The sequence below is a fragment of the Marinomonas sp. BSi20584 genome, from assembly GCF_002792415.1.
GTDB classification, from domain to species: domain Bacteria; phylum Pseudomonadota; class Gammaproteobacteria; order Pseudomonadales; family Marinomonadaceae; genus Marinomonas; species Marinomonas polaris.
In genome coordinates this window covers 1-24,243 of the sequence record NZ_KZ454890.1, presented here as the reverse complement: position 1 = coordinate 24,243, position 24,243 = coordinate 1, and the positions used below count along the sequence as shown (strand labels likewise).

The following is a 24,243-nucleotide window of genomic DNA, read 5'->3' as shown; positions in this document are numbered from 1 at the left end:
ACCCACTTTATTGAAGTGGGTATTTTTTTGTCTGCCATTTGATGTTGAATTAACTGTCTTTAATAGCGTAGATGCCTTTTAGGTTTCTGAAGAAGCCTTTGTAATCCATTCCGTAGCCGAATAAAAACCTGTCAGCAACATCTGTTCCGACATAATCTGGAGTCATGTTTGTTTTGCGGTCGTGTAATTTATTAATAACGGTCGCAGTGTATACGCCGCTTGTTTCTTGGTTTTCTAGCCATTTAGCAATCGCTTGTAAGGTGTGTCCTTGATCAAAAATATCGTCTACAACGAGGACGTGCCTGTTTTTAAGGCTCGTTTGTGGGTAGCTTAGCCAATTAAGTGAGGCACCTTCTGTTTCCATTCCGTATCGAGTGGCATGAATGTAGTCGAGTTCTAATGGAAAGTTTAAGCGTTCTATCAAAGCGGCTGTTGGAATTAATCCGCCATTCATAACACAAAGAACAAGAGGGAGCTTATCTGCTAGGTCTGCCGTTATTTGTGTTGCCATCTTATCAAGGGCTTCGTTAAGTTTTGCTTCGTCAACTAAGCAATCCGCCTCATCTAAAATTTTGTTTAGGTCGTTGATTGTATTCGTCATGGTAAGCCCTATTGTGGAAAATTTGCGGGATTTTACATTAATCCTGACCGGATGCTAAGTTTTTCTGCAGAGTTGTGTTTTTTATGTTGTGCAGTGTGGCGCAAAGGCAAATCGATGCGAGCACTACTAACCATGAGCTTTGCAGCCAGATAAGAAAGATAGGGATGGCTGCGAACGCGCCATAAACTACTTGGTAGCTGCTGAAAAATTGTGCAAATGAGCTGAATATCGTATTTAAGATGAAGAGGCCGATGCTACCTGCAAGAGCAGATATTGAAGCCCACTTTAATGAAACTTCAGCATTTGGTGTTAAATAATTCAGTGTCAATAACATTAAGAAATACAATGTAATGCCGCCAAGTTCTAATAGATTGTCAAACCATGCATTTGTTTGTGTACCTTGTATTTGCATTGATATAAGCGTGCCGTATAGGCTTAGTGATGTTGCAAAAATGATTGGGCCTAAGGTTAGTATGGCCCAGTATATTAGTAACCGCTCTCTAATTTTTCTGGCCTTTTTGATTTCCCAGATGGATTGGACGCTACTTTCAAAGCTATTTAGTAGTAATAGTGCGGTTAAAACAAGAGCAACAAGTCCTGCCGCTGGAAGATTTTTAGTCTGCGCAGAAAACTTAATTAAATAAGGCATCATTATGTCACTAGAGCCGGGTGCTAGATGCTGTTCAATGAGTTGGAATAGTTGTGCTTGCATTGCTTCTAATGCTGGCGTGAAGCTTAGTATTCCAACAATAATAGTTATGATAGGGACAGCGGCTAGCAGGCTCGATAGAGTGAGTTGTGCTGCTTTTTGTGAAAGGTTGCTATGTTTGAATCTTGTTATTGTTAAGTATCCATAACGTTTGAAGACAAGAAAAAAATAAATTAGACGTTCTGGCATGGTGATCAAGCTCTGTTTAAGTTGGCTACTACAATAACATAGGCTTAAATATTTTATTAAAAACTTCTTTTTAATGCACATTGCACAAACACGGTGCAACGTGGCGCCTTTTGGCGCATGTGCCTTGTTTTTTAGGGTGGCTGCTTGTATTATTTATCTCGTTCCTTTTGTGATATTTGTGCTGCGGAGTAGTGAATTTTAACTATTCTCGGTTCCATAGCTTCAAATAGTCATTTTTAGCCCAGTTTTACTGGGCTTTTTTATGTCTATTGGTTGACGATTGCTATTCCATCCCTATAATAGCCCACCAAATGAAATGTAATGATCTTTGTTCCGTTAGCTCAGTTGGATAGAGCAACCGCCTTCTAAGCGGTAGGTCACTGGTTCGAATCCAGTACGGAGCACCATTTTCAGTCCATTACTTTAATTAAATTATTATTTAGGTTTTGTTGGCTGTAATTGAATAGATGTCTTGTTAATAACGAGATTGCCAACAAATTAAAGCAGGTTCCCGAGAGGAAGTTTTATGCAAGTTTCTGTAGAGACAACGTCTCCAATTGAGCGCGTTCTAACAATTAGTGTTCCAGCTGCTCGTGTTGACGAAAAAGTAAATTCTGAAGTGGCTAAAACAGCGAAAACAATTCGTATTGATGGTTTTCGTAAAGGCAAAGTGCCTGTTAGTGTTGTGAAAAAACGTTACGGTCAAGGTATTCGTCTTGATGCTGTAGAACAAATTATGCGTGATGCTTACGTTGAAGCGATTCAAAAAGAATCTATTCAGCCTGCAGGCATGCCTTCAATTGAACCTAAGAACTTTGCCGAAGGCGCTGATCTTGAGTTTGTTGTTAAAGTAGAAGTTTATCCAGAAGTTACCTTGGCTGATAACGTTACGATTAAAGTTGATCGCGTTGTATCTGAAGTAACTGATACAGACGTTGATGTAATGTTGGAAACTTTGCGTAAGCAAAATTCTGAATGGTCTGCTGTTGAGCGCGCATCTGCGGACGGCGATCAAGTAACAATCGATTTTGTTGGTTATCTAGGTGATGAGGCTTTCGACGGCGGCGCTGCTGAAGGTCATAAATTAGTTTTGGGTTCTAATACAATGATCCCAGGTTTTGAATCTGGTATCCTAGGTGCTAAAGCTGGCGAAGAGCGCTCTATTGCAGTGACTTTTCCAGAAGATTACCAAGCTGAAAACTTGAAAGGTAAAGAAGCTACTTTCAAAATTACTGTTTCTGAAGTTGCAGAACAAATCCTTCCAGAGCTAAATGATGCTTTTGTTGAGAAATTTGGTCTAGAAGAAGCGACTGTTGCTGCTTTGCGTGCAGAAGTGCGCAAGAATATGGAGCGTGAGCTAAATCAAGCAATTAAGTCAAAACTTAAAAACGCTTTGTTTGAAGGTTTGTCTTCAATCAATGAGGTGGAAGTTCCTTCAGCTCTTGTTGATCAAGAAGTTGACGCACTTCGCAAACAAGCTGCTCAGCAGTTTGGCGGTCAAGGTTTTGATGCATCTCAGTTACCTGCTGAATTGTTCCAAGAAGAAGCGAAAAAACGCGCTAAGCTAGGTTTGTTGATTTCTGAAGTTATCAAGAAAGATGACATGAAAGTTGATAACGACCGTGTTCGTTCTTTCTTAGAAGACATGGCTCAAGCTTACCAAGAGCCACAACAAGTTATTGATTTCTACCTAAAGAACAAAGAACAACTAGCTCAAGTTCAATCTGCTGTACTTGAAGAGCAAGTTGTTGATAAACTGTTAGAATCTGCTCAGGTTACTGAAGTAACTCTGGGATATGAAGACGCTATCAAGCCAAATGCCCAAGCTGAAGAGGCTGGGGAAGAAGCATAAGACAAGTCTTATCTTTTTTAATAAGGTCGACATAGCGTTTGCTATGTCGACTTTTTTGTTTTAAGGAATGCGATATGAATTTGATGAACCCGACTACCGGTCCTGTTGCAATCACAAGTAATGGTCTTGTCCCAATGGTTATTGAGCAGACCGCTCGTGGAGAAAGGTCATTTGATATTTACTCGCGCTTACTTAAGGAGCGAGTGATCTTTTTGGTTGGTCAAGTTGAAGATCACATGGCCAACTTGGTTGTAGCGCAGTTATTGTTTTTAGAGTCAGAAAATCCGGATAAAGACATTCATTTGTATATTAACTCTCCGGGTGGCTCTGTTACTGCTGGCATGTCTATTTATGATACGATGCAATTCATTAAGCCAGATGTTAGTACAATGTGTATTGGTCAGGCAGCGAGTATGGGTGCTTTGTTGTTAACAGCTGGTGCTGCTGGTAAACGTTATTGTTTGCCAAATTCGCGAGTTATGATTCATCAGCCTTTAGGTGGTTATCAGGGGCAAGCCTCTGATATTGAGATTCATACACGTGAAATTTTAAGTATCAAACATAAATTGAATGAAATTATTTCTTTTCATACTGGTAAGCCAATTGAGCAAGTTGCTATTGATACGGACCGTGATAACTTCATGAATCCACAAACAGCAAAAGACTACGGTTTGATTGATGATATCTTGCAGAAACGAATAGTTTAAGAAAAGGGTGGAATAAATGTCGGATGATAAATTTAGCCGTGGCGACCACTCCGATCGGTTATTGTATTGCTCTTTTTGTGGAAAGAGCCAAGACGAAGTAAAAAAACTTATTGCAGGGCCTTCAGTCTATATTTGTAATGAGTGTGTGGATCTTTGCAATAACATCATTACGCAGGAGCTGTCTCAGATTACTGAGGATGGTGAGTCTGCAGATGAGTTGCCAACGCCATCTAAACTAAGTGCGGCGCTTGATGATTATGTTATTGGCCAAGACAAAGCTAAGCGTGTTTTGGCGGTGGCAGTTTATAATCATTATAAGCGTTTGCGTCATCAGGGAAAATCGGACACTAGTATTGAGCTAGGTAAGAGTAACATCTTGCTAATTGGTCCAACAGGTAGTGGTAAAACGCTTCTTGCTCAGACTCTTGCTCGTGTTCTAGATGTACCTTTTACTATTGCTGATGCGACTACATTGACGGAAGCAGGATATGTTGGTGAAGATGTTGAAAACATCATTCAAAAGCTATTGCAGAACTGTGATTACGATGTAGAAAAAGCTCAGCGTGGTATTGTTTATATTGATGAAATAGACAAAATTTCAAGAAAGTCTGATAATCCTTCTATTACACGCGATGTGTCTGGCGAAGGTGTTCAGCAGGCTTTGCTAAAACTAATTGAAGGTACTGTTGCTTCTGTTCCTCCGCAAGGTGGTCGTAAGCATCCTCAGCAAGAGTTTTTGCAAGTCGATACATCCAATATTTTGTTTATTTGTGGTGGTGCGTTCGCAGGTTTAGAGCGTGTTATCAGCGATAGAACAGAAAAAAGTAGTATTGGCTTTTCTGCAACCGTGAAAAGTAAAGAAGAGGGTAGATCCTTTTCTGAAGCGGTTCACCGTGTAGAGACAGAAGATTTAGTTAAATTCGGTTTGATTCCAGAGTTTGTTGGTCGTTTGCCTGTTGTGGCGACACTTTCAGAATTGGATGAAGAGGCGTTGATGACGATCTTAAGTCAGCCTAAAAATGCTCTTGTTAAACAGTATCAGCATTTGTTTGAGTTAGAAGGTGTTGAGCTGGAATTTACACCTGAGTCTTTGCGTGAAGCGGCTAAATTGGCTTTGGAGCGTAAAACTGGTGCTCGTGGCTTGCGTAGTATTTTAGAGTCAGCTCTATTGGATAGCATGTATGAGCTTCCTACTCGTAATGATGTGGTAAAAGTTGTTATGGATGCCACTTCAATTCGTGGAGAGACTGCACCTTTGATGGTGTTGGAAAAAGAAGAGTTGGCTAAAAACGCATAATTCTTTAAAGTTTGATGATCTAATAAAAAAGCCGAGTTTAAGTTTTATTGCTTGAATTCGGCTTTTTTTATGATATTTCGCTTTAAAGTGTTGTGTAGACTAAATTCAAATGGTGATAGTGCTTGTAATTTCGGGCTTCGTCCCTATCTCTTTCCTAATCAATGTTGAAATATAAAAGTGCGCTTTTCTTTATGTGCCCGGATTGGAAAAAAATATGACAGATTCTTTGCTACTGCCAATGTTGCCACTTCGTGATGTGGTCGTGTATCCCCATATGGTGTTGCCGTTATTTGTTGGTCGCGCTAAATCCATAGCAGCATTAGAGTCTGCGATGGAAAATGATAAACATGTATTTCTTGTTGCTCAGCAGGATGCCTCTAAAGATGATCCAGTTTTAGAGGATCTTTATTCTATTGGTACGACAGCGAAAGTAATGCAATTGCTGCGACTACCTGATGGAACAGTTAAGGTTCTTGTTGAAGGTAGCAAGCGTGCTCGTCTCGAAAAAATAGAAGAGGCGGATGGTTTTGTCTTAGGTCGCATTGTTGAGCTTGATCTACAAGAAGAGGATCAAACAGAGCATGGTGTTATTCGTAATGCTTTGCTTAAGCAGCTAGACGAATACGTAGCGGGAAGTAAACGTATTCCTGCGGAGGTGGTCGCTTCTTTAAAGTCTATCGATGATCTTGCCAAGCTTATCGATAATATTACGGGCCATATGAGCCTCAAGCTTGAAGATAAGCAAAAAGTATTGGAAATAGACTCTTTAACGGGTCGTGGAGAATATTTGATTGGCTTGATGGATGGCGAGCTTGATATCGCTCATCTTGAAAAAAGTATTCGCAGCCGTGTTAAAAAGCAAATGGAAAAAAGTCAGCGCGAGTACTATTTGAATGAGCAAATGAAAGCCATTCAGAAAGAGCTTGGAGATATGGAAGATGGCAGTAATGAATTAGATCAGCTGCAAGAAAAAATTGCTGAAGTTGGAATGTCCGATGAGGCAAAAGAAAAAGCCGAAGGTGAGTTGAAAAAGCTGCGCATGATGTCACCTATGTCAGCTGAGGCTGCAGTGGTTCGAGGCTATATCGATTGGCTAACATCTTTACCTTGGAAAAAACGCAGTAAAGTTCGTAATGATTTAGCTTACGCTGAAAAAGTGTTGAACCAAGATCATTATGGTCTTCAGGATGTCAAAGAGCGCATTCTAGAATTTCTTGCTGTGCAGCAGCGAGTGAAAAAAGTAAAAGGTCCTGTACTTTGTTTGGTTGGGCCTCCAGGTGTAGGTAAAACCTCGCTGGGTCAATCGATTGCGAAAGCGGTTAATCGTCAGTACGTACGTATGGCGCTTGGTGGTGTTCGTGACGAAGCTGAGATACGAGGGCATCGTCGTACTTATATCGGTTCTATGCCAGGTAAGTTGTTGCAAAAATTGGCGAAAGTGAAAGTTAAGAATCCGCTGTTTTTGTTGGATGAAATTGACAAAATGGGTATGGATCAGCGAGGTGACCCTGCCTCTGCGCTGCTAGAAGTGCTTGATCCAGAGCAAAACCACACTTTCAATGATCATTATCTTGAAGTGGACTTCGACCTTTCTGATGTCATGTTTATTTGTACATCGAATAGTATGAATATCCCTGGTCCTCTTTTGGATCGTATGGAAGTTATTCGCATTCCGGGTTACACCGAAGATGAGAAGTTGAATATCGCAAAACGCTATTTACTACCTAAGCAAATCAAGTTGTCAGGCCTTAAAGAAAGTGAAATTAAGGTGACAGATGATGCCTTGATGGATGTGATTCGTTACTACACTAAAGAGGCTGGTGTTCGTGGTTTAGAGCGCGAGCTAAGTAAAATTTGCCGTCGTGTTGTCAAAAAACAGGCGTTAAGTAGTAATAAAGAATCAAAAGCGGTTGAAGTAATAAGTGCTAATTTGGAAGATTTTTCCGGTGTGCATAAATTTAGTTATGGAAAAGCGGAAGAAAAAAATCAAATCGGTCAGGTGACAGGTTTGGCTTGGACGTCTGTAGGTGGTGAATTATTGACCATTGAGGCGGCTGGTGTACCGGGTAAAGGTCGTCATGTTAAGACTGGTTCACTTGGTGATGTTATGCAGGAATCCATTCAAGCGGCTTTGACAGTGGTTAGAAGTCGAGCAACTGGTCTTGGTATTGATGAAGATTTCCATGAAAAAACAGACCTTCATTTGCATGTTCCAGAAGGTGCCACGCCTAAGGATGGTCCAAGTGCTGGTGTTGCTATGTGTACAGCCATCGTATCTGTGTTAACTAAGATACCTGTAAAGGCCTCTGTGGCCATGACTGGTGAGATTACGCTGCGTGGGGAAGTGTTACCCATAGGTGGGCTGAAAGAGAAGCTTCTGGCGGCTCACAGGGGAGGAATAAAAACTGTGATTATTCCTCAAGAAAATGCTCGTGATCTAAAGGAAATTCCTGATAATATCAAGGCAGACATTGAAGTCATCCCTGTCAAATGGATTGATGAAGTGCTTGATATTGCTTTGGAGTACATTCCTTCACCAAAAAAGGTAGAAACATTGCCTTCAAGTGAAAAAACTGTTGATGAACAAGAAACTGTAAGTCATCATTAAAGGCATAACCTGTGTTGACAGGGGATAGGCTGGGCTTGTATAACTGCTGGCTCGGCCTTGTCGGTAGTCATTTATACTGCGCCGAAAAAACACTAAGGAACCAAGAAAATACTGAAGGGGTACAACGTGAACAAATCTGAATTGATTGATGCTATTGCAGCGTCTGCTGATTTATCTAAAGCTTCTGCTAGCAATGCACTTGATGCTACTTTGAAAGCAATTGAAGCTGCTTTGGCAAAAGGTGACCAGGTTACACTAGTTGGTTTTGGTACTTTTGCAGTTAAAGAACGTGCGGCGCGTACAGGCCGTAATCCTCAAACTGGTGAGGAAATCCAAATTAAAGCAGCGAAGGTTCCTGGCTTTAAAGCCGGTAAAGGTCTTAAAGACGCTGTAAACTAATGTTTTTGGAGCAGTAGTTCAGTTGGTTAGAATACCTGCCTGTCACGCAGGGGGTCGCGGGTTCGAGTCCCGTCTGTTCCGCCATTAGACACAAAAGGTGTATTCCAAGCGGAATACACCTTTTTTATTTGTCATTTAATTAACTCATTTGGAGGCAGTAATGCTCCAGGATATCAGAGATAAGTCACAAGGCATTGTGGTAAAGATCATAGTTGGTTTTATCGTTGTGACTTTTGCTCTATTTGGCGTAGACGCCTTGGTTACTAGCTTTAATTCGTCAGATACCGTAGCAGAAGTGGATGGTGTAGATATTACCCGTACGCAAATGCTGCAAGGTGCTGAAACTCAACGCCGTCAATTAATTTCAATGATGGGTGGGCAAGTTAATCCTGCATTACTGGAAGATAACTTATTGCAGCGTCGTGCTTTAGATGAGTTGGTTCAGCGTGTTGTATTAGCTAATCAGGCAAAAGGCTTGGGTTTGGGGGTTTCAGATGCTCAAGTAAATACTTATTTGCTGCAAGCTGAACAGTTCCAAACGAATGGTCAATTTGATCAAAATAAATATCTTAACTTTATTCGTTCTCTTGGTTTCACTCCGTTGGCCTTTAAAGAGCGTATTAAACAAGATGTTTTGATCCAGCAGCCTCGTAATGCTATTGCTGGCTCAGAGTTTGTTTTGCCTTATCAAGTAGACAGTGTTTCTAAACTACAGTCTCAAGAAAGAACATACGATTATGTGTCTTTTTCTTTGGCTGATGAGTCAGAAAATACTAGTGTGTCAGACGATGAGCTAAAAGCGTATTACGAAGCAAATAAAGAAAACTTCAAAACGCCAGAGCAAGTTAAGGTAAATTATGTTGTGATTTCGAGCTCTGATTTTTACGGTAAAGTAAAAATTACAGATGCTGAGTTGCAAGATGCTTATCAGGCTTCTATTTCTGTTTTGGCGCAAGAAGAAAGATCCGCGTCACATATCCTTATTGAAACATCTGATCGTAGCGATGACGAAGCTAAAAAACGTCTTGAAGAAGTAGAGGCTAAACTTAAAGCAGGTGCTAAGTTTGCTGATTTGGCTGCTAAATATTCAGATGATATTGGTTCGAATAAAGATGGCGGTAATTTGGGTTATGTCGAAAAAGGCATTATGGGTTCTGCTTTTGACGATACGCTTTTCTCTATGAAAAAAGGCGAAGTTAAATCGGTTAAAGGTCAGTATGGATACCATCTAATCAAACTGGATGATATTTCAAAACCTGATGTACCAAGCTTTGCTTCCAAAAAAGAAGAGTTGCAGCAAAAGTTACGTGAAGACAAAGCAAGAGATGCTTTGCTGACGGCTCATGAAGATATTACTGATTTGGCTTATGCGAGTGATAAGTTAGACGCTATTGCAAAAGAATACGGTGTTGATGTACTTCAAAGTGCGTATTTTGGTCGTGATGGCGGCTCTGATGAGGTCACTAGTAATCCTGCAGTTATTGCTGCTGCGTTTGGCGCGCCTGTTTTAGAAGATGGTCAGAACAGCAACTTGGTTGAGCTGAGCGATGATCAGGTGGTTGTGCTGCATTTAAATGATCACAAGCCAGAAGCTTTCCAGTCTTATGAAGAAACGAAAGAGCAGGTTGCTTCTATCGTGGTGCAAAACAAAGCGGTAGAGTCACTGCGCGCTAAAGCAGAAAAAGCGAAGAGTGCAAGCAATACCAAGTGGACTTCTGTAAAAGATGCTAAGCGTGGTCAAGATGAAATGACATCATTGGCTTTCTCTTTGCCTCATCCAGATGGCAAGCCTGTTATTGAAGTGAAAGGTTTATCTAATGGTGATTTGGCTTTGATTCGCTTAAATAAGGTTGATGCTGGTAATGCGACGGTTCCTGATGATCAGAAGCTAGCTTATGAGCGTTACTTGAATCAGACTCAAGCGACTCTTAGCACTCAAGGTCAGCAAGACTACCTAAAAAATAAAGCAAAAATAGAAAGATAAACAACAGTTTTTGCAAAAAAAGCCACTCAAATTTGAGTGGCTTTTTTATTTTCTTGAAATTTCTAATGGGTGAATTTTTTTACTTGCTGTTAGAAAGAGACATTAACCATTGGTTTGAAGGTATAAAGAATGCTTGTCCTGTTGTGGCGCGAGTGTACTTCATTAGGTGGTCTGTGTTGCCGTTCTCGTCACCTTTCACCATGCTTTCCAGCATGAGATTAAAAATCACTGGCGTCTTGCTGTAGCTAGCAAACATAAGACCTTTTTCCGTTAAAGTGGCGAATGGCATGCTGTGGCGCAAGATTTCCATCGAGTTGCCATTTTCATCTTTTAGTGAGGTGCGCTTGGTATGAGCGTGAACGGATTTTTCTGCTGAAGGGTATTCTTGGTTGGTGTGCTTAGTTCGTCCAAATATATCTTCTTGAGTTTTTATATCTTCTTTTTCCCATTTTTCTAAGTCATGAACGAAACGCATTAAATTGAAGTATGAGCCATGTTCAAACCTTGGGTCTTCATCGCCGACTAGAGCCACTGCCTTGCGTTGTTCGCCAGCTGGGTTTTCAGTGCCATCCACAAAACCAGTCAAATCACGATTATCTAAATACTTAAAGCAACTGACTTCGTCGACTAACGTGACGCTATTTCCAAAGGCTTTAAAAAGAACGCTAGCTAACTGGTATGTTGCATCATGGCGAGATGAGCGTATATGAAGAACAAGATCAACATCTGTTGGTGTGAATTCAATATCTTTGCCGGTGATATGAGGGAAAGTGGCAAGAAGTTGTGGGCGCGTAGTGTCTAGTTTATCCCAAATTAGATCGCTAAGGCCTATAGCAGCGTGTAGCTCTGCTGCTGGGAATTGTGCTTGGAGTTCTTCAATAAGCGCAGGAGCGGCTGCTAAGGCGTTTTTAAGGGTGTTGATTTCTGATCTATTTACATTGAATGTAATAAAAAGGGCGTCACTTGAGGCTTCGGCAATAATGCCTGTTTGAAATGGTGTCATCATGTTGGTCCTTTTTTGCAATAGCATTCATTAAAAGTTTGGATAAAGTGTTTTTAGCTGACTAGCCTGCGAAGGTTTGGCGTGTCCGCTTGTGTACTCTTCAAGTGCAATGGCAAGAGGTTCTCCTTGCCATTCATGTGCTGGATTGTTTGAGTACAGCATTAATTCCGCTTCCATTAGAAGTTGAGTCACTTGAACGGATGTTAGGCGTTTTATGTCATCTACACTGCGAATTTCATTGTCTCCCCAGCGATGGCGGGCCCACTCTAAAAGTTTTGGTCTTAAAGATTGGAGGCTGTTTTGCTGGCAGCATTCAATTAGCGCGTTGTAGGCACTTTGTTCGTCAGAAGTGCTGAGTGGTGCAAATTCTTGCAATGTAGGGACTTGGTAAATGTCATCTGGCTGTGTTTTTTTGCGCTTGAACCAAATAATAGCCCATATAGTTAGCATGGACACTGCCAAGAAAAGTAATCCAGCAATTAGGTAATGACGCAGTGAAAAGCCATCTTCAGTTTGTAGTACTTCTAGATCTAATCCATTTTCAGGTGTTGACTGAGTCGGTTGCGTGGTTTTTTCTATGGTTTTTTTGGCCAAAGATATTGGGGCAACCGAGCGAGTTTGTGCTGGTAATGGTTCACTGATTGTTTGTTTGTTTGCTGTGGCGTCATTTGCCTTGCTTGAAGTACTTGGTAATGGCGCTATTTCAATGCTTTTTGTTGAGGCGCTGGCCGTACTGATTGTTCTTGTTTCAGTGTCCCAATAGGTGATATTGATGTCTGGTAGTGTAAGGGGGCCTTGTTCTGTTGGCACCACTTCAACCGTGATGCTTTGGCTGCCAGTCACACCGTTGGCCGTTTTTTGGTTATCAAACTTTGGTGGTTTTGGATAGAGTTTGTATTTGCGAGTACTGTTAAAATCTAGTGTTGGAATCTGTTCTGGCAGCGCACCTTTAGCACTGATGTTAATGGTCCAAATAAGTGTGTCGCCCACTCTTGGGGCATCATTCGACTTATCAAGAGAGGTCGATACAGTTACCTTGCTGCTAGGTAACCAAGCATCACCCGTGTAGCTGGCTGGGATAGGAGTCACTTGCAGGTTGAGAGGTTCGCTTTGAACCTTAATCATTCTTCTGCCAGTTGATGTATTGATCATTGCTTGAATGCTTTGAGGTGGTATCGTTAATAGACCGCTACGCTGTGGAAACGCTAAATAGTCCCGCGTAATCACCTGATACTGCGTGCCATTAACCGTTTGATAATTCATCTGGTCGTCAGCAAGTCTTTCAATGACAAGATCAGGATGCGAAGGAACTGATCGGTTCGCATTCTGAAGTGCAACTGACGTATAAAGTTTGACGCTCAATATGACTTCTTGCTGAAGGTATGGCTCTATTTCAGAGACTTCCGTTTTTAGCATGACAGGCGGATTACCATTGCCGTCCAAGAGCTGTGGAGAGCTTTTTATGGTCAGTCTAATTGGTTGGGATTCATGATCGCCTATTTTAATCGGTGGAATTTCAACCGTGCCGACAGATTTTGGCATCAAGGTGACAACCCAGAAGTTTAAAGCAGTGCTGGTGCCTAAGTTGAAGCTAAATTGGCTATTTTGGCTTTTACCTAAAATATCAAAATCGCGTTCTAAGGGGGTTAGATCTGGCCCGTTCCCGGTGTCTGAAAAATCAGCACGTAAAGTCAGTTGGACGACTTCGTTCTCGGTTGAAACGTTTTTATTGAGAGTTGCAGTAACGCTGGCGGCATGAATAGAGCTTGATAATGTAATAAAAAGCAGGGTCGTCATTAGTGAGAAAAACAAGCGACTTGGCTTGTTTTGCGATATTAATGAAAGGAAGTATTGCTTTATTACCATGGGTTTTGCCCATCCTCTTGCGAAAATCGATTTTCATTGCGCTTTTCTTGGTGTAAATACCAGAGCTTGCGTTGCAGTAGTAATCCTGGGTCGTCTTGGATTTGTCTTAGCCACTGGTTCAGCGCTTGTGTTTTTTCTTTGTCTAACTGTGTGTTTTCAGGCTTTTTCTGTTTTTGTTCGTCTGAGTTTTCATCTTGCTTATTATCCTCAGGTGTTTTGTTTTTGTCTTGTTTTTCGTTCTTTTTATTATCTTTTTTTGAGTCAGACTGATCTTTTGAGTCGTTTTTATCCTCAGGATCGCTTTTATTATCTGCATCAGACTGGTTGGGTTGTTTGTTTTGATTCTTCTCTTTGTCTTGTTGTTTAGGTTTTTCCTGTTCTTTTTTCTGTTGGTCTTTCTTTTGTTGTTCTTGTTGCTGTTTTTTTAAGTAATCGAGATTGTCTTTGGCGGCTTTTAGTGAAGGGTCCTGTTCCAATGCTTTTTCATAGGCTCGAATAGCCTGTTCAGTATCGCCTGATAATGCCAACGCATTACCCAAATTATAATTTTCTGCCGAATTTCTATTTAGGTTTTCTAGCTGCTGAATTGTTTCAGGATAATTTTCTAAAGCGTACGATGAGGCTGCTTTCCACTCTGGTTGCTGAAAGTATTGATCAGCAGCTTGCCAATTGCCCTGATCCACAGCTTGTTGACCTTTTTGATCTGGCGTCAAAAACCAATCAAGAGGTGAAGCTTGTAGCTTCTCTGAAGGCAAATAAATGACACTAACCAGCAGCATAAAAAGCATGCCTTTGCGAAACTGAAATGCCAGCCAAAATAGAAAGGGTAAAGCAAGCCATTGGCCTTGTTCTATCCAGTGTATGCTTTTATTTTGTGCTTTTTGGGTTTGCTGATTATCCAATGCGGTATTGGTGATCTGCGCGAGCTCTTGAGAGCTTAAGCGTCCTTGGTGAAATGTCCCGTCAAGCGATGTTGTGAGGGCTTTTAAGTCTTTGATCGGTGTGATCGACGAGACATTCCTGCCATTCTTTTTCAGAATTTGGCCGTCAGGTAGTTTGATTGGTGATGTATTGGTTGTGCCAACAGCCACTAAATCTAACTGTATGTTTTTGCCTTTAAATAACGTAGGGATTGCCGTCTTATCCTGTTCGCTAAGGTCGTCGGTTAACACAATAAGATGCAGTGGCGTGGCGTCATCTTTGCTAAGAGATAATGCGGTTTCAATACCACTGGTCAGGTTGCTGCCATACGTCGGCATGATGATCGGATCTAATGCGAGCAAAAAATGGGTGATGGTTTCTCTGTCTTGGCTAAAAGGGCTGATAACAAAGCCTTCACCAGCAAATGCGACCAGTGCAATATCTCCTTCTTTACTTTGAGCCAAGATATCTCGAATAGTTTGCTTTAACTGAGTTTGTCTATTGGGTTTAATATCGGTTGCGTACAATGACAATGATTGATCGACAACCAACACTGTTTTCTGGGTGTTTTCAAACATGGTGGTTGGTGCTTTCGTCCAGCTGATGCCAGCTAAGCCAATCCAACATAACGATATTGCTGCTAAACCGAACCATTTATTCACATTGCTGGATGTATTTTGATAAACCAAATGCTGCATCAAACGCTGATCAACCACTTTATCTAGCGTGCTTTTATTCGAACTTTTTCCTGTGATGAAATACGCCAGTAGTAAGGTTATCGGTAACAAAATAAGCCAATAGGGGCGTTCAAAATGAATCAAGTCAAAAAGCATCATGCTTGACCTCCTTTGCGCGAGATTCTTTTATGAAAAAAGTTACTATTCAATGTAAGTTGCTTGCTGGCGAGTAGTGCCAAACCTAGAAAAATAATCGAGCCAAGACCTAGCCAATGGAACAAACTGGTCAGTGGTCGTTGCCAAATATCTTCGGCAGGAGTTGGTTCTAACGCATCAAGTGTTTGATAAATAGCTTGTAGATCTTCGGTGCTTTTGGCGCGGAAGTATTCACCACCTGTTTGTGCGGCAATGTTTTTTAATAGCGTTTCGTCTAGATCGCTTGAAGGATTGATGGCTTTAGGGCCAAAGAAGCTTTGTACAATCATGCGGTCTGCGCCAATGCCTATGGTGTGGATTTTTACGTTTTGTGAGGCGGCAAAGGCGGCGGCTTGTTGTGGTTGTACTCGACCTGCGGTATTCGCGCCATCCGTCATTAGAATAAGCACTTTTTTATCGGAGGGTTTGTCTTCGAGTCTTTTTATTCCCAGTCCGATGGCATCGCCAATGGCCGTCTGTTCACCAGCAAAACCAATTTGAGCTTCTTGCACGAGCTGATTAATCGTCTTGGTATCAAAGCTTAGCGGTGCTTGAAGATAGGCTTTTGAGCCAAAAACGATAATACCAATACGATCACCGCGGCGTTCTTGAATAAAGTCAGACAAAACAGATTTTGCGGCTTCTAATCGGTTTGCAGGTTGGCCGTTGAGCGCCATGTCGGTAACTTGCATACTGCCAGATAAATCGAGAGCAATGAGCAAGTCTCGACCTGACGGAGTGACTTTTGTCGGTTCGCCTAACCAAACCGGTTGGGTCATCGCAAAGATCAGCAGAATCCAAGAAACCAATAGGCAGGCGTAACGCAAAGTTGGGCGTTTAGGTATCGCTTTGCCATCTTGGTGATTGACTAACTGTTCCGTATTACCCCACCAAATACCGTCGCCTTTGGGCTTGGCTTTTGGCAGAAAATACATAATAAAGGGCAAAGGTAAAAGAAGAAGGAACCAAGGCCAAGACAATTCAAGCATGGTGTTTCCTTATCCAATAACAAGTGTTTTTTATCATAGTGCTGCGTTGTTCTGTGGCTAGCTCAATCTGGCTTCTATAAGGACCATCGATAAACTCGCTGCCAAGAAAAGAAAATTGTCGTTTTGCTGGCATGGATTTGTCTAACGTTTCAAACAAGGTCTTGCTGGGCAAAGCGGCGGTTTCTGTTTTGCCTTCACTAATAAGGCAGCGTCGAACCATTTCGTGGCAAAGTAAAATGCAGTCTTTATCGCTAAGTTCGCTCGATGTATTGGTGACGGCAGACAAAGCTTCCCGTCGGTATGTGCGCTTTTTGTGGCGTCGATACCATAAGACGAGCAAGCCTATAATTAATAGAATAACAGCTGCAACAATAAGCCAGGTCCACCAAACTGGCGGCCACATAGGAACAGATTGGGGCAGCAGGTAAGCTTTGTGCGGTAAGTCTATTGCTTGTGTTGCTGGTTGTAGAGGTGCTTGTGCAGCAGGCATTAGTGTAACGCTCCTTGTGAAAGTAAATAACGAGCGATTTTTTCAGGTGATTCGGTGATATCAAATATTTGGTGGCGAATACCAAAAGAAGCCAGCTTTTTACGCATCAACGTATTTTGTGAGAGAAAATCGGCTTTCGCTTGTTGCATGCTGTTTTTGCTGATGGTAACGGGTTTAATGCCATTATTGTCGGCCATCTGATATTGGCCAGCAGGTAGATTAAAGACATTGCTATCGATGATTTGTATCCAGTGAACAGAATTGTGCTCGGCCAGCTTCATTAATGCGCTTTCTTCGTCATCATTCCAGCTTTGTTTGTCTGTCAGTATTATTACATCTTTATTGTGAGCTTTATTGGTAAGCAAGGTGTTCGACCAAATACTGGTCGCATTACTGCCATTGGCTCGGTTTTCTATCTTAGACGCGTCTTTTAAATAGTTCAAAAGCGTAGGCAGAGTGCCAGATTTATTGCTGGCATGTTCTTGGTTGCCGTAGGTGATTCGATAAGACAGAGTGTCGCCTTGCTGTTTGGAGCGCCACGCAATAATGCCTGCAAGCTGAATAAAGCGCGTGGCAATAAAGGTATGACGAGTTCCAAAATAAGCGCGGCTAGAAAGATCAAGCAATAACAGTCGTTGATGATCGTTTTCTTGCGCATAAAGTCGAGTATGAGCTTGGCCTGTTCGAGCCGTCACTCGCCAATCGATATGGCGCAAATCATCGCTGGCTTGATAAGCGCGAAGTTCGAGCATTTCCATGCCATGACCTTTTTGTCGTGAGCGACGCTCTCCTGAGTTGGTCGCAAAACGAATGGCTTTGGGCGCTCGTCCTAAATGCTTTGCATAACTTGCCAATAGAGCGAAATGGGCGTCATCCAGCTCAGGAGATTCGGGTGATAATAATGGACTCATCGTACTAATTGCCTTTTTCTGCGATTCCCTGAGTTACAGTGCAGGAACGTGACTAATCAATCGCTTCAATAGATCGTCAACAGATAATCCGGCGGCTTGTGCTTCAAACGTCGTAATGATGCGATGGCGCAACACAGGTAAGGCAATCTGGCGAACATCGTCTGGTGTGACAAAGTCTCTACCGTTTATCAGTGCATTGGCACGAGCGCAACGATCAAGAGCCAAGGTGCCACGAGGACTGGCGCCAAATTCAATCAGATTAGTTCCTTTACCTGCATCGCCTAAATAAAGTTCTGGTTGGCGGGTTGCCATGACGAGCTGCACTATGTATTGCTCGACACTTTCAGACATATACAAAGATAAGGCTTTATGCTGAAGTTCAAGAATTTCATGGGGTTTGCAAATTGGCTGTGGCTTGCTTGCAGAGGTTTTGTGCAAATCTTGCTGACGCACTAATCTCAGTACATCCAATTCGCTAGCAGCGCTTGGGTAACCGAGGTTTATCTTCATCATAAAACGATCAAGCTGCGCTTCAGGCAAAGGATAAGTGCCTTCTTGCTCGATTGGGTTTTGCGTGGCAATAACGAAAAACAGTGCAGACAGTGGATAGCTATGATTGCCAACGGTGACTTGTCTCTCGCCCATGGCTTCAAGCAGTGCAGATTGTACTTTGGCTGGCGCGCGGTTGATCTCGTCAGCTAGCACTATGTCGTTCATAATAGGGCCGGGGATAAAGCTGAACTTGCCCGTTTCTTGCTGATAAATATCGGAACCAGTCACATCGCCGGGTAACAAGTCTGGCGTAAATTGAATGCGTTGGAAGCGGCTATCGATGGCGCTAGCAAGAGCTTTTGCAGCAGTAGTTTTTGCTATGCCCGGTGGCCCTTCTAGAAGCACATGGCCATTAGCGATTAAAGCGACAAGTAATTCATGGGTTAAATCTGGTTGGCCAACAACGGCGTGATTTAGGTGATCTTTTAATTGCTCAATTACAGTTACCATCGAACCTAGGTTCCTTATACTTTTGTCAATAAAAGTGTCAACGCAAGATGAAACCCTTGCAAAACGACTGTGCTCACCAATACTTTGTTAAAACAGGCTTAAAGCGCTCATTTATAACCTATAAGCTCGGCTTTGGCGTCTGTTTTTGCCTCGTCTTGGCTTCGCTCGTGACTTCGTGCAAAGGTCTCCATATAATAGCCTTCATCTTATCGGATTCAAATCTTTACGCACAGGGTGATCTCTGTAAGGGTAACGTAAGTACAGGACGAAAAAATGGCGAAAATTGTATTAAATGTGGCTTTGCCTGCGTTTAAATATGAAGCTATGTATGCTGGTGCGGCGAAAAACCTAGTCGCGAGCAGTCTAGATGGGCGTAAAGTTCAGTTGCCTTTGTCGGCTTTTCAGCGTTTTGTTACTCATCAAGGGATTTACGGTTTTTTTGAAGTAGAATTTGATGACATGAATAAACTGATTGCCGTTACTAAAGTTAAAGAGTTTTAAATTAGATAGCCTAAAGTTAGATAGCACGAATTAGAAGATTAAATAAATTAGACAGCACCGACCAGATAAGGCATTTATCTGATTTTAACCGCCTAGGAGCCCTAACAATGTACCAACTTGCTCGCTCGTTACTTTTTAAATTGGACCCAGAAGTGTCTCATGAATTGTCATTGGATCTTCTTGCAGCAAGCAGTCGATTGGGTTTGAATAAATTTCTAGGTGAATTGCCATCGACTAAACCTATTGATGTGATGGGATTACGTTTTCCCAACGCGGTAGGTTTGGCGGCGGGCTTAGATAAAAATGCCGATGCGTTTGAAGCCTTGGGCGCATTAGGTTTTGGTTTTGTTGAAGTAGGAACTGTCACACCGAAAGGGCAGGCAGGGAATCCTAAGCCACGTTTGTTCCGTTTGCCAGAGCATGAAGCCATTATCAACCGTATGGGCTTTAATAACAAAGGCGTAGATCATTTGGTTTCACGGATTAAATCTCACCGCTATCCTGGTGTGTTGGGTGTCAATATTGGCAAAAACCTAACCACATCAGTAGAAGACGCGGCAGCAGATTATTTGGCGTGTTTAGAAAGCGTTATTCCTTACGCAGATTACATTACAGCAAACATCAGCTCGCCAAACACACCGGGACTTCGCAGTTTGCAGTTTGGCGAAAGCTTGGCTCAGTTAATTGCGCCATTGGTTGCGGCACGTGACCGTTATGAAGCAGAACAGGGTAAGCGTGTGCCATTAGCGGTAAAAATCGCCCCAGATATGACTGATGACGAAATTAAAATGGTTGCTGATACTCTAGCTGAGCAGGGTGTTGATGGTATTATTGCCACCAATACTACCTTGTCTCGCGATGCGGTTTTGGGCCATAAGTTTGAAAAAGAAGCGGGCGGATTGAGCGGCATGCCTGTTCGTGATGCGTCTACTCATGTAGTTAAAGTATTGGCTGAACATTTGAAAGACACCTTGCCTATTATTGGTGTTGGCGGTATTTCAAGTGGCGCCGATGCGGTAGAAAAACTGCAAGCTGGTGCGCGTTTAGTTCAGATATATTCGGGCTTTATTTATCACGGCCCAGAGTTAATTAAGGAAGCTATAGCAAGCACTGATGCTTATTACCGAGAGCTTGATCTCGGTATCTAAAGATCGAATTGAAAACAAGGTGCAGCGTATTTTTGTACCTTGTTTGAAAAAGAGGGCGGGACACAATCCTGCCCTCTTTATGCGTTTCGAAACATTCATTGAAATTTAAAAAAGTATTTTATAAATGAGCACGATATTACAGACAACTGATTCAGCAAGTCAGGTTTACGCATTAGAAATAACCTGTCCTCTTGGGTTAGAGAATGTCTTAGAAAAAGAGCTGCATGGCGAAGGCCTGACGCAAACTCGATTGGGTGAAGCGCAGGTTAAGCTGACAACAGACTTAGAAGGTATGTACAAAGCTTGCCTTTGGTCTCGCGTTGCAACTCGCGTTATGTTGCCGATTGCCAATTTCAAAATGGAATCTGCCGACGACTTATACGATGGCGTAAAAGCGATTCAGTGGTCCGACCACATGAGTGCAAGCAACACCATCGCAATTGATTGCCACGGTACCAACCACCATATTCGTAACACTCAGTTTGGTGCGGTTCGTGCGAAAGATGCGATTGCCGATTATTTTGTGGCCTTATCTGGCGAACGTCCTAACGTTGAAAAAGAACAGCCAGAAGTCCGCATTGCTTTGCGTATCAAACGTGAAGTGGTGACAGTGAGTATCGATTTATCCGGCGAAAGTATGCATCGCCGTGGTTACCGTCAACAAGGCGGCATGGCGCCTCTGAAAGAAAACTTAGCAGCCGGTCTTTTGCTACGCGCAGGTTGGGGAAGGGATTGCGGTTTGACGCAATTAATCGATCCTATGTGTGGTTCTGGTACTTTCCTGGTTGAAGCCGCGATGATGTCTTTGGATATCGCGCCGGGTTTACGTCGTCCATATTGGGGATTCAAAGGCTGGAAACAGCACGATCACCGTATGTGGCAGCAGTTAATGGATTTCGCTAAGAACCGTAAAAAAGACCCTGCAACCTTGGGTATTCGTTTTCAAGGTACGGATAGAGAGCAAAAAGCCATTGCTGCCGCGCGAGAAAACATCAAGCGCGCTGGGCTAACAGACGTTATTGATGTGACCATGTCGTCGTTCCAAGAACACGAATTCGATATCAACCCTGATGCTCCGGGGCTATTAATTACCAACCCACCTTATGGTGAGCGTATCGGTGATGAAATGGCCTTGATTGCCTTGTATCGTCAGTTAGGCGAATGGGTTGTGACTCACGTACGTGGCTGGCAGTTTATGATGCTAACCAGTAACGATCATCTGGCGCGTCAAATTCCAGCTAGACCAGAGAAAAGCACACGAGTGATAAACGGTGGCATCGAGTGTCGCGCTTATCAGTTCCCATTGTTGGCTGGCAGCATAAAAGAAGACGTCGTCGCGCAATCAGTCATGACGCCGGGCGCACAAATGTTTGCTAACCGTCTGCAAAAGAATGCTAAGAAATTGAAAAAATGGGTCGAGAAAAACAAGATCCAGTGTTACCGCATTTATGATGCTGATATGCCAGAATACTCTGTTGCTATTGATGTCTATGACAATTGGGCGCACGTTCAAGAATATCAGGCACCAAAAAGTGTTGATCCCGAAAAAGCCAAACAGCGTTTGTTTGAAGTAATGTCTGCCATTCCGACCGCGTTGAATATTTCAGAATCCAATGTGATCTTGAAACAGCGCCAAAGACAGACTGGCAAAGAGCAATATGAAAAATTCGATCAGACGAAACACGAAATGATTGTAGAAGAATACGGCTGTGAATTCATCGTTAATCTAAAAGATTACTTGGATACCGGCTTGTTCCTTGATCACCGTCCAGTACGTAAACTAATTCAAGACAAAGCCAATGGCGTACGCTTCTTAAACTTGTTCTGCTACACAGCGACCGCGTCGGTTCATGCTGGACAAGGTGGTGCGCGCAGTTCGTTGAGTGTCGATATGTCGAACACTTACACCGAATGGGCGCGTCGTAATATCGAATTGAATGAATTTTCAGATCGTCACCATCAGGTAGAGCGTGCCGACTGTATCGAATGGCTAAAGCAAAGCCGTGATAAGTTTGATTTGATCTTCATGGATCCGCCGACGTTTTCGAACTCGAAAAAAATGGCAGACATCCTAGATATTCAGCGTGATCATGGTGAGCTTGTACGTTTGGCAATGGCAAGACTGGCGAGAGGCGGGGAGCTTATCTTCTCTAATAATTATCGTCGTTTTGTGTTGGACGAAGCATTAGAGCAAGAATACGATGTGAAAAACATAACTCGCGAAACGCTCGACCCAGATTTTGATCGTAACGACAAAATTCACCAGTGCTACATTATTAAGAACAAGTAATTAAGCATAAGTAGTTAAGAATAAGTAGTTAAGAATAAGTAAGTGAATTCAGTATAATTCGCCGACGTTTTTAAGGCTAAACACGTTGTTTAGCCTTTGCGATTTTTAAAAGTTTTTAAGGTTTGTAAGTTTTATTATGAGAAAGAAAACATTTCGACTTGTGATTAGTTGTCCCGATAGAGTGGGGATTGTAGCGGCGGTGAGTCAGTTTTTAAACGAGCGTCAAGGCTCGATTATCGAAGCGAGTCATCACACAGATTTAGAGCAAAAATGGTTCTTCATGCGTCACGATATTGATGCAGAGAGCTTGGCTATTGATGTAGAAACATTCCGCAAAGAATTCGCGCCAATAGCAGCAGAATTCAACATGCGTTGGTATGTGAAAGACAGTGAAGATCGTCCTAAAGTTGTCTTATTGGCAACCAAAGAATCTCATTGCCTAAACGACATCATGCATCGCTGGCACACAGGCGAACTGAACTGTGAAATCGTTGGTGTTATCGCGAACCATGAAGACCTACGTTCTATGGTCGAATGGTACAAGATTCCATATTTCTGCATTCCAGTGCCGAAAGAAAACAAAATGCCAGCCTTCCAAGAGATCGAAGCCTGTATCGATTCTACACAAGCCGATACCATTGTATTAGCGCGTTACATGCAGATCTTCCCTGAATACTTGTGTGAGAAATACCGTCACAAGGTAATCAACATTCACCACAGCTTCTTGCCGTCTTTTATTGGTGCTAAGCCTTACCATCAGGCCGCTGTTCGTGGTGTGAAGCTGATTGGTGCGACCTGTCACTACGTCACAGCCGATTTAGACGCAGGCCCGATTATCGAACAAGACGTGATTCGTGTTCGCCACAGCCATGCGGCAGAAGACATGGTTCGCTTAGGCAAAGACATCGAAAAACTCGTACTGTCACGTGGCCTACGCTACCACTTGGAAGATCGTGTTTTAGTACACGGTAATAAAACCGTTGTGTTTGCTGAATAAAGCAACTACTGCAAGGTTTGTGAAAGGGAAGGCTTCATGCCTTCCCTTTTTTTTAGTTTTCTGAGACTGTTGATCAACGAGCTCAGCTCGTGACAGGGCGAAAAAGTTTCTTTTTTTATCTTTTTGTAATCTTAATGGTAGAAAATTACCCTTCTTGAAAAAAGTGTCTATAGTCTATAGTTAGCATGAACGATAAATGATCAATTGATTTAAATTTAAGAGACGGCAGGCAATGTGAGGTGAACAATGAAACTCAAGTTAACGCCAACTCAAAACTTATGTGTTGGGTATCTAGAATCTGGTTTTAAATTAATCCAATTGGGTGAGCAATTTTACTTTATCAAAGGCGAACGACGCCAGAAGGTATTGCCAAAAACCTTAGATGCACTAGTGAACCGCGGCGCACTGGCTCACACCGAGCAGGGCGACTACATGCTGAGTGACGAATTTGTCGAACACCGCAAACGCATGCGCGAAATGAACGAGCCAAAACAGACTCGTCATTGACAACCTATTTATATCTACCTTGGCCCCATTTTTTCTTCTCAGGTGAATGGGGCCTTTTTTATACGCCAACCTTTCTTCTCTGGCCTCCATTCAAACGCTTTGTATTCCCGACCTTTTTTCCGCTCTGCTGAGCGGGTAACTTTTTGCAAGCGCCCAAAAAGTAACCAAAAATTCGCTTTATCGGGCTATCGCCCAAACGTCTCATTCACTTTGTTTAAGGCAGCGTTTAGCAATACGATTTTTACCGTAAGGCATAGATTATTTATTCGATGGGAGATAACTCGTCAAACAATGACCCTGAAACCCCATAGGATCGCGCAACTTCGTGGCGTCGAACTGATAGCATTGCTAATGCTGGTTTTCGTAGGGCGGATGAGGGAGGTACGACCGTGATCCGCCG

20 protein-coding genes and 2 tRNA genes are annotated in these 24,243 nt (G+C 42.5%); 13 read left to right on the top strand and 9 right to left on the bottom strand.

Features of this window, described 5'->3' with window-relative positions; translation table 11 throughout:
• Nucleotides 1–49: 49 nt before the first annotated feature.
• Nucleotides 50–601, bottom strand: a complete 552-nt coding sequence (locus TY87_RS17955; RefSeq protein WP_100188131.1) for a hypoxanthine-guanine phosphoribosyltransferase — start codon at nt 599–601, stop codon at nt 50–52.
• A 37-nt stretch (nt 602–638) separates the two neighbouring features.
• The gene (locus tag TY87_RS17950) at nt 639–1,499 is read right to left on the bottom strand and encodes a YihY family inner membrane protein (RefSeq protein ID WP_072838088.1); all 861 of its coding nucleotides are present in this window, start codon (nt 1,497–1,499) and stop codon (nt 639–641) included.
• Between the two features lie 330 nt (nt 1,500–1,829).
• Here TY87_RS17950 and TY87_RS17945 point away from each other — a divergent pair.
• From TY87_RS17945 to TY87_RS17910, 8 genes are all read left to right on the top strand, one after another.
• Nucleotides 1,830–1,906, top strand: a tRNA-Arg gene (locus TY87_RS17945).
• Nucleotides 1,907–2,025: 119 nt separating this feature from the next.
• Nucleotides 2,026–3,351 carry a trigger factor gene (tig, locus tag TY87_RS17940; protein ID WP_100188130.1) on the top strand — a complete coding sequence of 442 codons (1,326 nt, stop codon included), beginning with the start codon at nt 2,026–2,028 and terminating at the stop codon, nt 3,349–3,351.
• 74 nt (nt 3,352–3,425) lie between these two features.
• Nucleotides 3,426–4,058 (top strand): ATP-dependent Clp endopeptidase proteolytic subunit ClpP, encoded by a 633-nt coding sequence (gene clpP / locus TY87_RS17935; RefSeq protein ID WP_072838029.1) that lies wholly within the window; start codon nt 3,426–3,428, stop codon nt 4,056–4,058.
• Nucleotides 4,059–4,074: 16 nt separating this feature from the next.
• A complete protein-coding gene (gene clpX / locus TY87_RS17930; protein ID WP_072838030.1) occupies nt 4,075–5,355 on the top strand; it encodes an ATP-dependent protease ATP-binding subunit ClpX in 1,281 nt (426 codons plus the stop codon).
• 214 nt (nt 5,356–5,569) lie between these two features.
• Nucleotides 5,570–7,963, top strand: coding sequence for an endopeptidase La (gene lon, locus TY87_RS17925; RefSeq protein ID WP_072838031.1), 2,394 nt, complete (start codon nt 5,570–5,572; stop codon nt 7,961–7,963).
• A gap of 126 nt (nt 7,964–8,089) precedes the next feature.
• Entirely contained in the window at nt 8,090–8,362 is a 273-nt protein-coding gene (locus tag TY87_RS17920; RefSeq protein ID WP_012069435.1) for an HU family DNA-binding protein, read from the top strand.
• 7 nt (nt 8,363–8,369) lie between these two features.
• A tRNA-Asp gene (locus tag TY87_RS17915) sits at nt 8,370–8,446 on the top strand.
• 76 nt (nt 8,447–8,522) lie between these two features.
• On the top strand, nt 8,523–10,346 hold the full coding sequence (locus tag TY87_RS17910) for a SurA N-terminal domain-containing protein (protein WP_072838032.1): 1,824 nt from the start codon (nt 8,523–8,525) through the stop codon (nt 10,344–10,346).
• Nucleotides 10,347–10,425: 79 nt separating this feature from the next.
• Here the strand turns inward: TY87_RS17910 and TY87_RS17905 are convergent, their stop codons facing one another.
• Genes TY87_RS17905 through TY87_RS17875 form a run of 7 tightly spaced genes read right to left on the bottom strand, consistent with a single transcriptional unit; the run spans nt 10,426 to nt 18,400 of the window.
• The gene (locus TY87_RS17905; protein WP_100188129.1) at nt 10,426–11,352 is read right to left on the bottom strand and encodes a Dyp-type peroxidase; all 927 of its coding nucleotides are present in this window, start codon (nt 11,350–11,352) and stop codon (nt 10,426–10,428) included.
• Nucleotides 11,353–11,379: 27 nt separating this feature from the next.
• Nucleotides 11,380–13,215, bottom strand: a complete 1,836-nt coding sequence (locus TY87_RS17900) for a BatD family protein (protein ID WP_100188128.1) — start codon at nt 13,213–13,215, stop codon at nt 11,380–11,382.
• Entirely contained in the window at nt 13,209–14,972 is a 1,764-nt protein-coding gene (locus TY87_RS17895) for a VWA domain-containing protein (RefSeq protein ID WP_100188127.1), read from the bottom strand. Before TY87_RS17895 ends, TY87_RS17900 begins: the two co-directional genes overlap by 7 nt.
• The gene (locus TY87_RS17890) at nt 14,969–15,997 is read right to left on the bottom strand and encodes a VWA domain-containing protein (protein ID WP_100188126.1); all 1,029 of its coding nucleotides are present in this window, start codon (nt 15,995–15,997) and stop codon (nt 14,969–14,971) included. The genes TY87_RS17895 and TY87_RS17890 overlap by 4 nt, the downstream gene beginning before the upstream one ends.
• Nucleotides 15,990–16,487, bottom strand: coding sequence for a DUF4381 domain-containing protein (locus tag TY87_RS17885; RefSeq protein WP_100188125.1), 498 nt, complete (start codon nt 16,485–16,487; stop codon nt 15,990–15,992). Before TY87_RS17885 ends, TY87_RS17890 begins: the two co-directional genes overlap by 8 nt.
• Nucleotides 16,487–17,398 (bottom strand): DUF58 domain-containing protein, encoded by a 912-nt coding sequence (locus tag TY87_RS17880; RefSeq protein ID WP_100188124.1) that lies wholly within the window; start codon nt 17,396–17,398, stop codon nt 16,487–16,489. Before TY87_RS17880 ends, TY87_RS17885 begins: the two co-directional genes overlap by 1 nt.
• A gap of 33 nt (nt 17,399–17,431) precedes the next feature.
• A complete protein-coding gene (locus TY87_RS17875; protein WP_100188123.1) occupies nt 17,432–18,400 on the bottom strand; it encodes an AAA family ATPase in 969 nt (322 codons plus the stop codon).
• Between the two features lie 273 nt (nt 18,401–18,673).
• Between TY87_RS17875 and TY87_RS17870 the strand changes: the two genes are divergently transcribed.
• From TY87_RS17870 to TY87_RS17850, 5 genes are all read left to right on the top strand, one after another.
• A complete protein-coding gene (locus tag TY87_RS17870) occupies nt 18,674–18,901 on the top strand; it encodes a DUF2835 domain-containing protein (protein ID WP_100188122.1) in 228 nt (75 codons plus the stop codon).
• Nucleotides 18,902–19,008: 107 nt separating this feature from the next.
• Nucleotides 19,009–20,049 (top strand): quinone-dependent dihydroorotate dehydrogenase, encoded by a 1,041-nt coding sequence (locus TY87_RS17865; protein WP_100188121.1) that lies wholly within the window; start codon nt 19,009–19,011, stop codon nt 20,047–20,049.
• 124 nt (nt 20,050–20,173) lie between these two features.
• Entirely contained in the window at nt 20,174–22,339 is a 2,166-nt protein-coding gene (gene rlmKL, locus TY87_RS17860) for a bifunctional 23S rRNA (guanine(2069)-N(7))-methyltransferase RlmK/23S rRNA (guanine(2445)-N(2))-methyltransferase RlmL (protein WP_100188120.1), read from the top strand.
• 136 nt (nt 22,340–22,475) lie between these two features.
• Nucleotides 22,476–23,336, top strand: coding sequence for a formyltetrahydrofolate deformylase (gene purU / locus TY87_RS17855; protein WP_100188119.1), 861 nt, complete (start codon nt 22,476–22,478; stop codon nt 23,334–23,336).
• A 246-nt stretch (nt 23,337–23,582) separates the two neighbouring features.
• Entirely contained in the window at nt 23,583–23,843 is a 261-nt protein-coding gene (locus tag TY87_RS17850) for a hypothetical protein (protein WP_012069448.1), read from the top strand.
• The last annotated feature ends 400 nt before the right edge of the window (nt 23,844–24,243 follow it).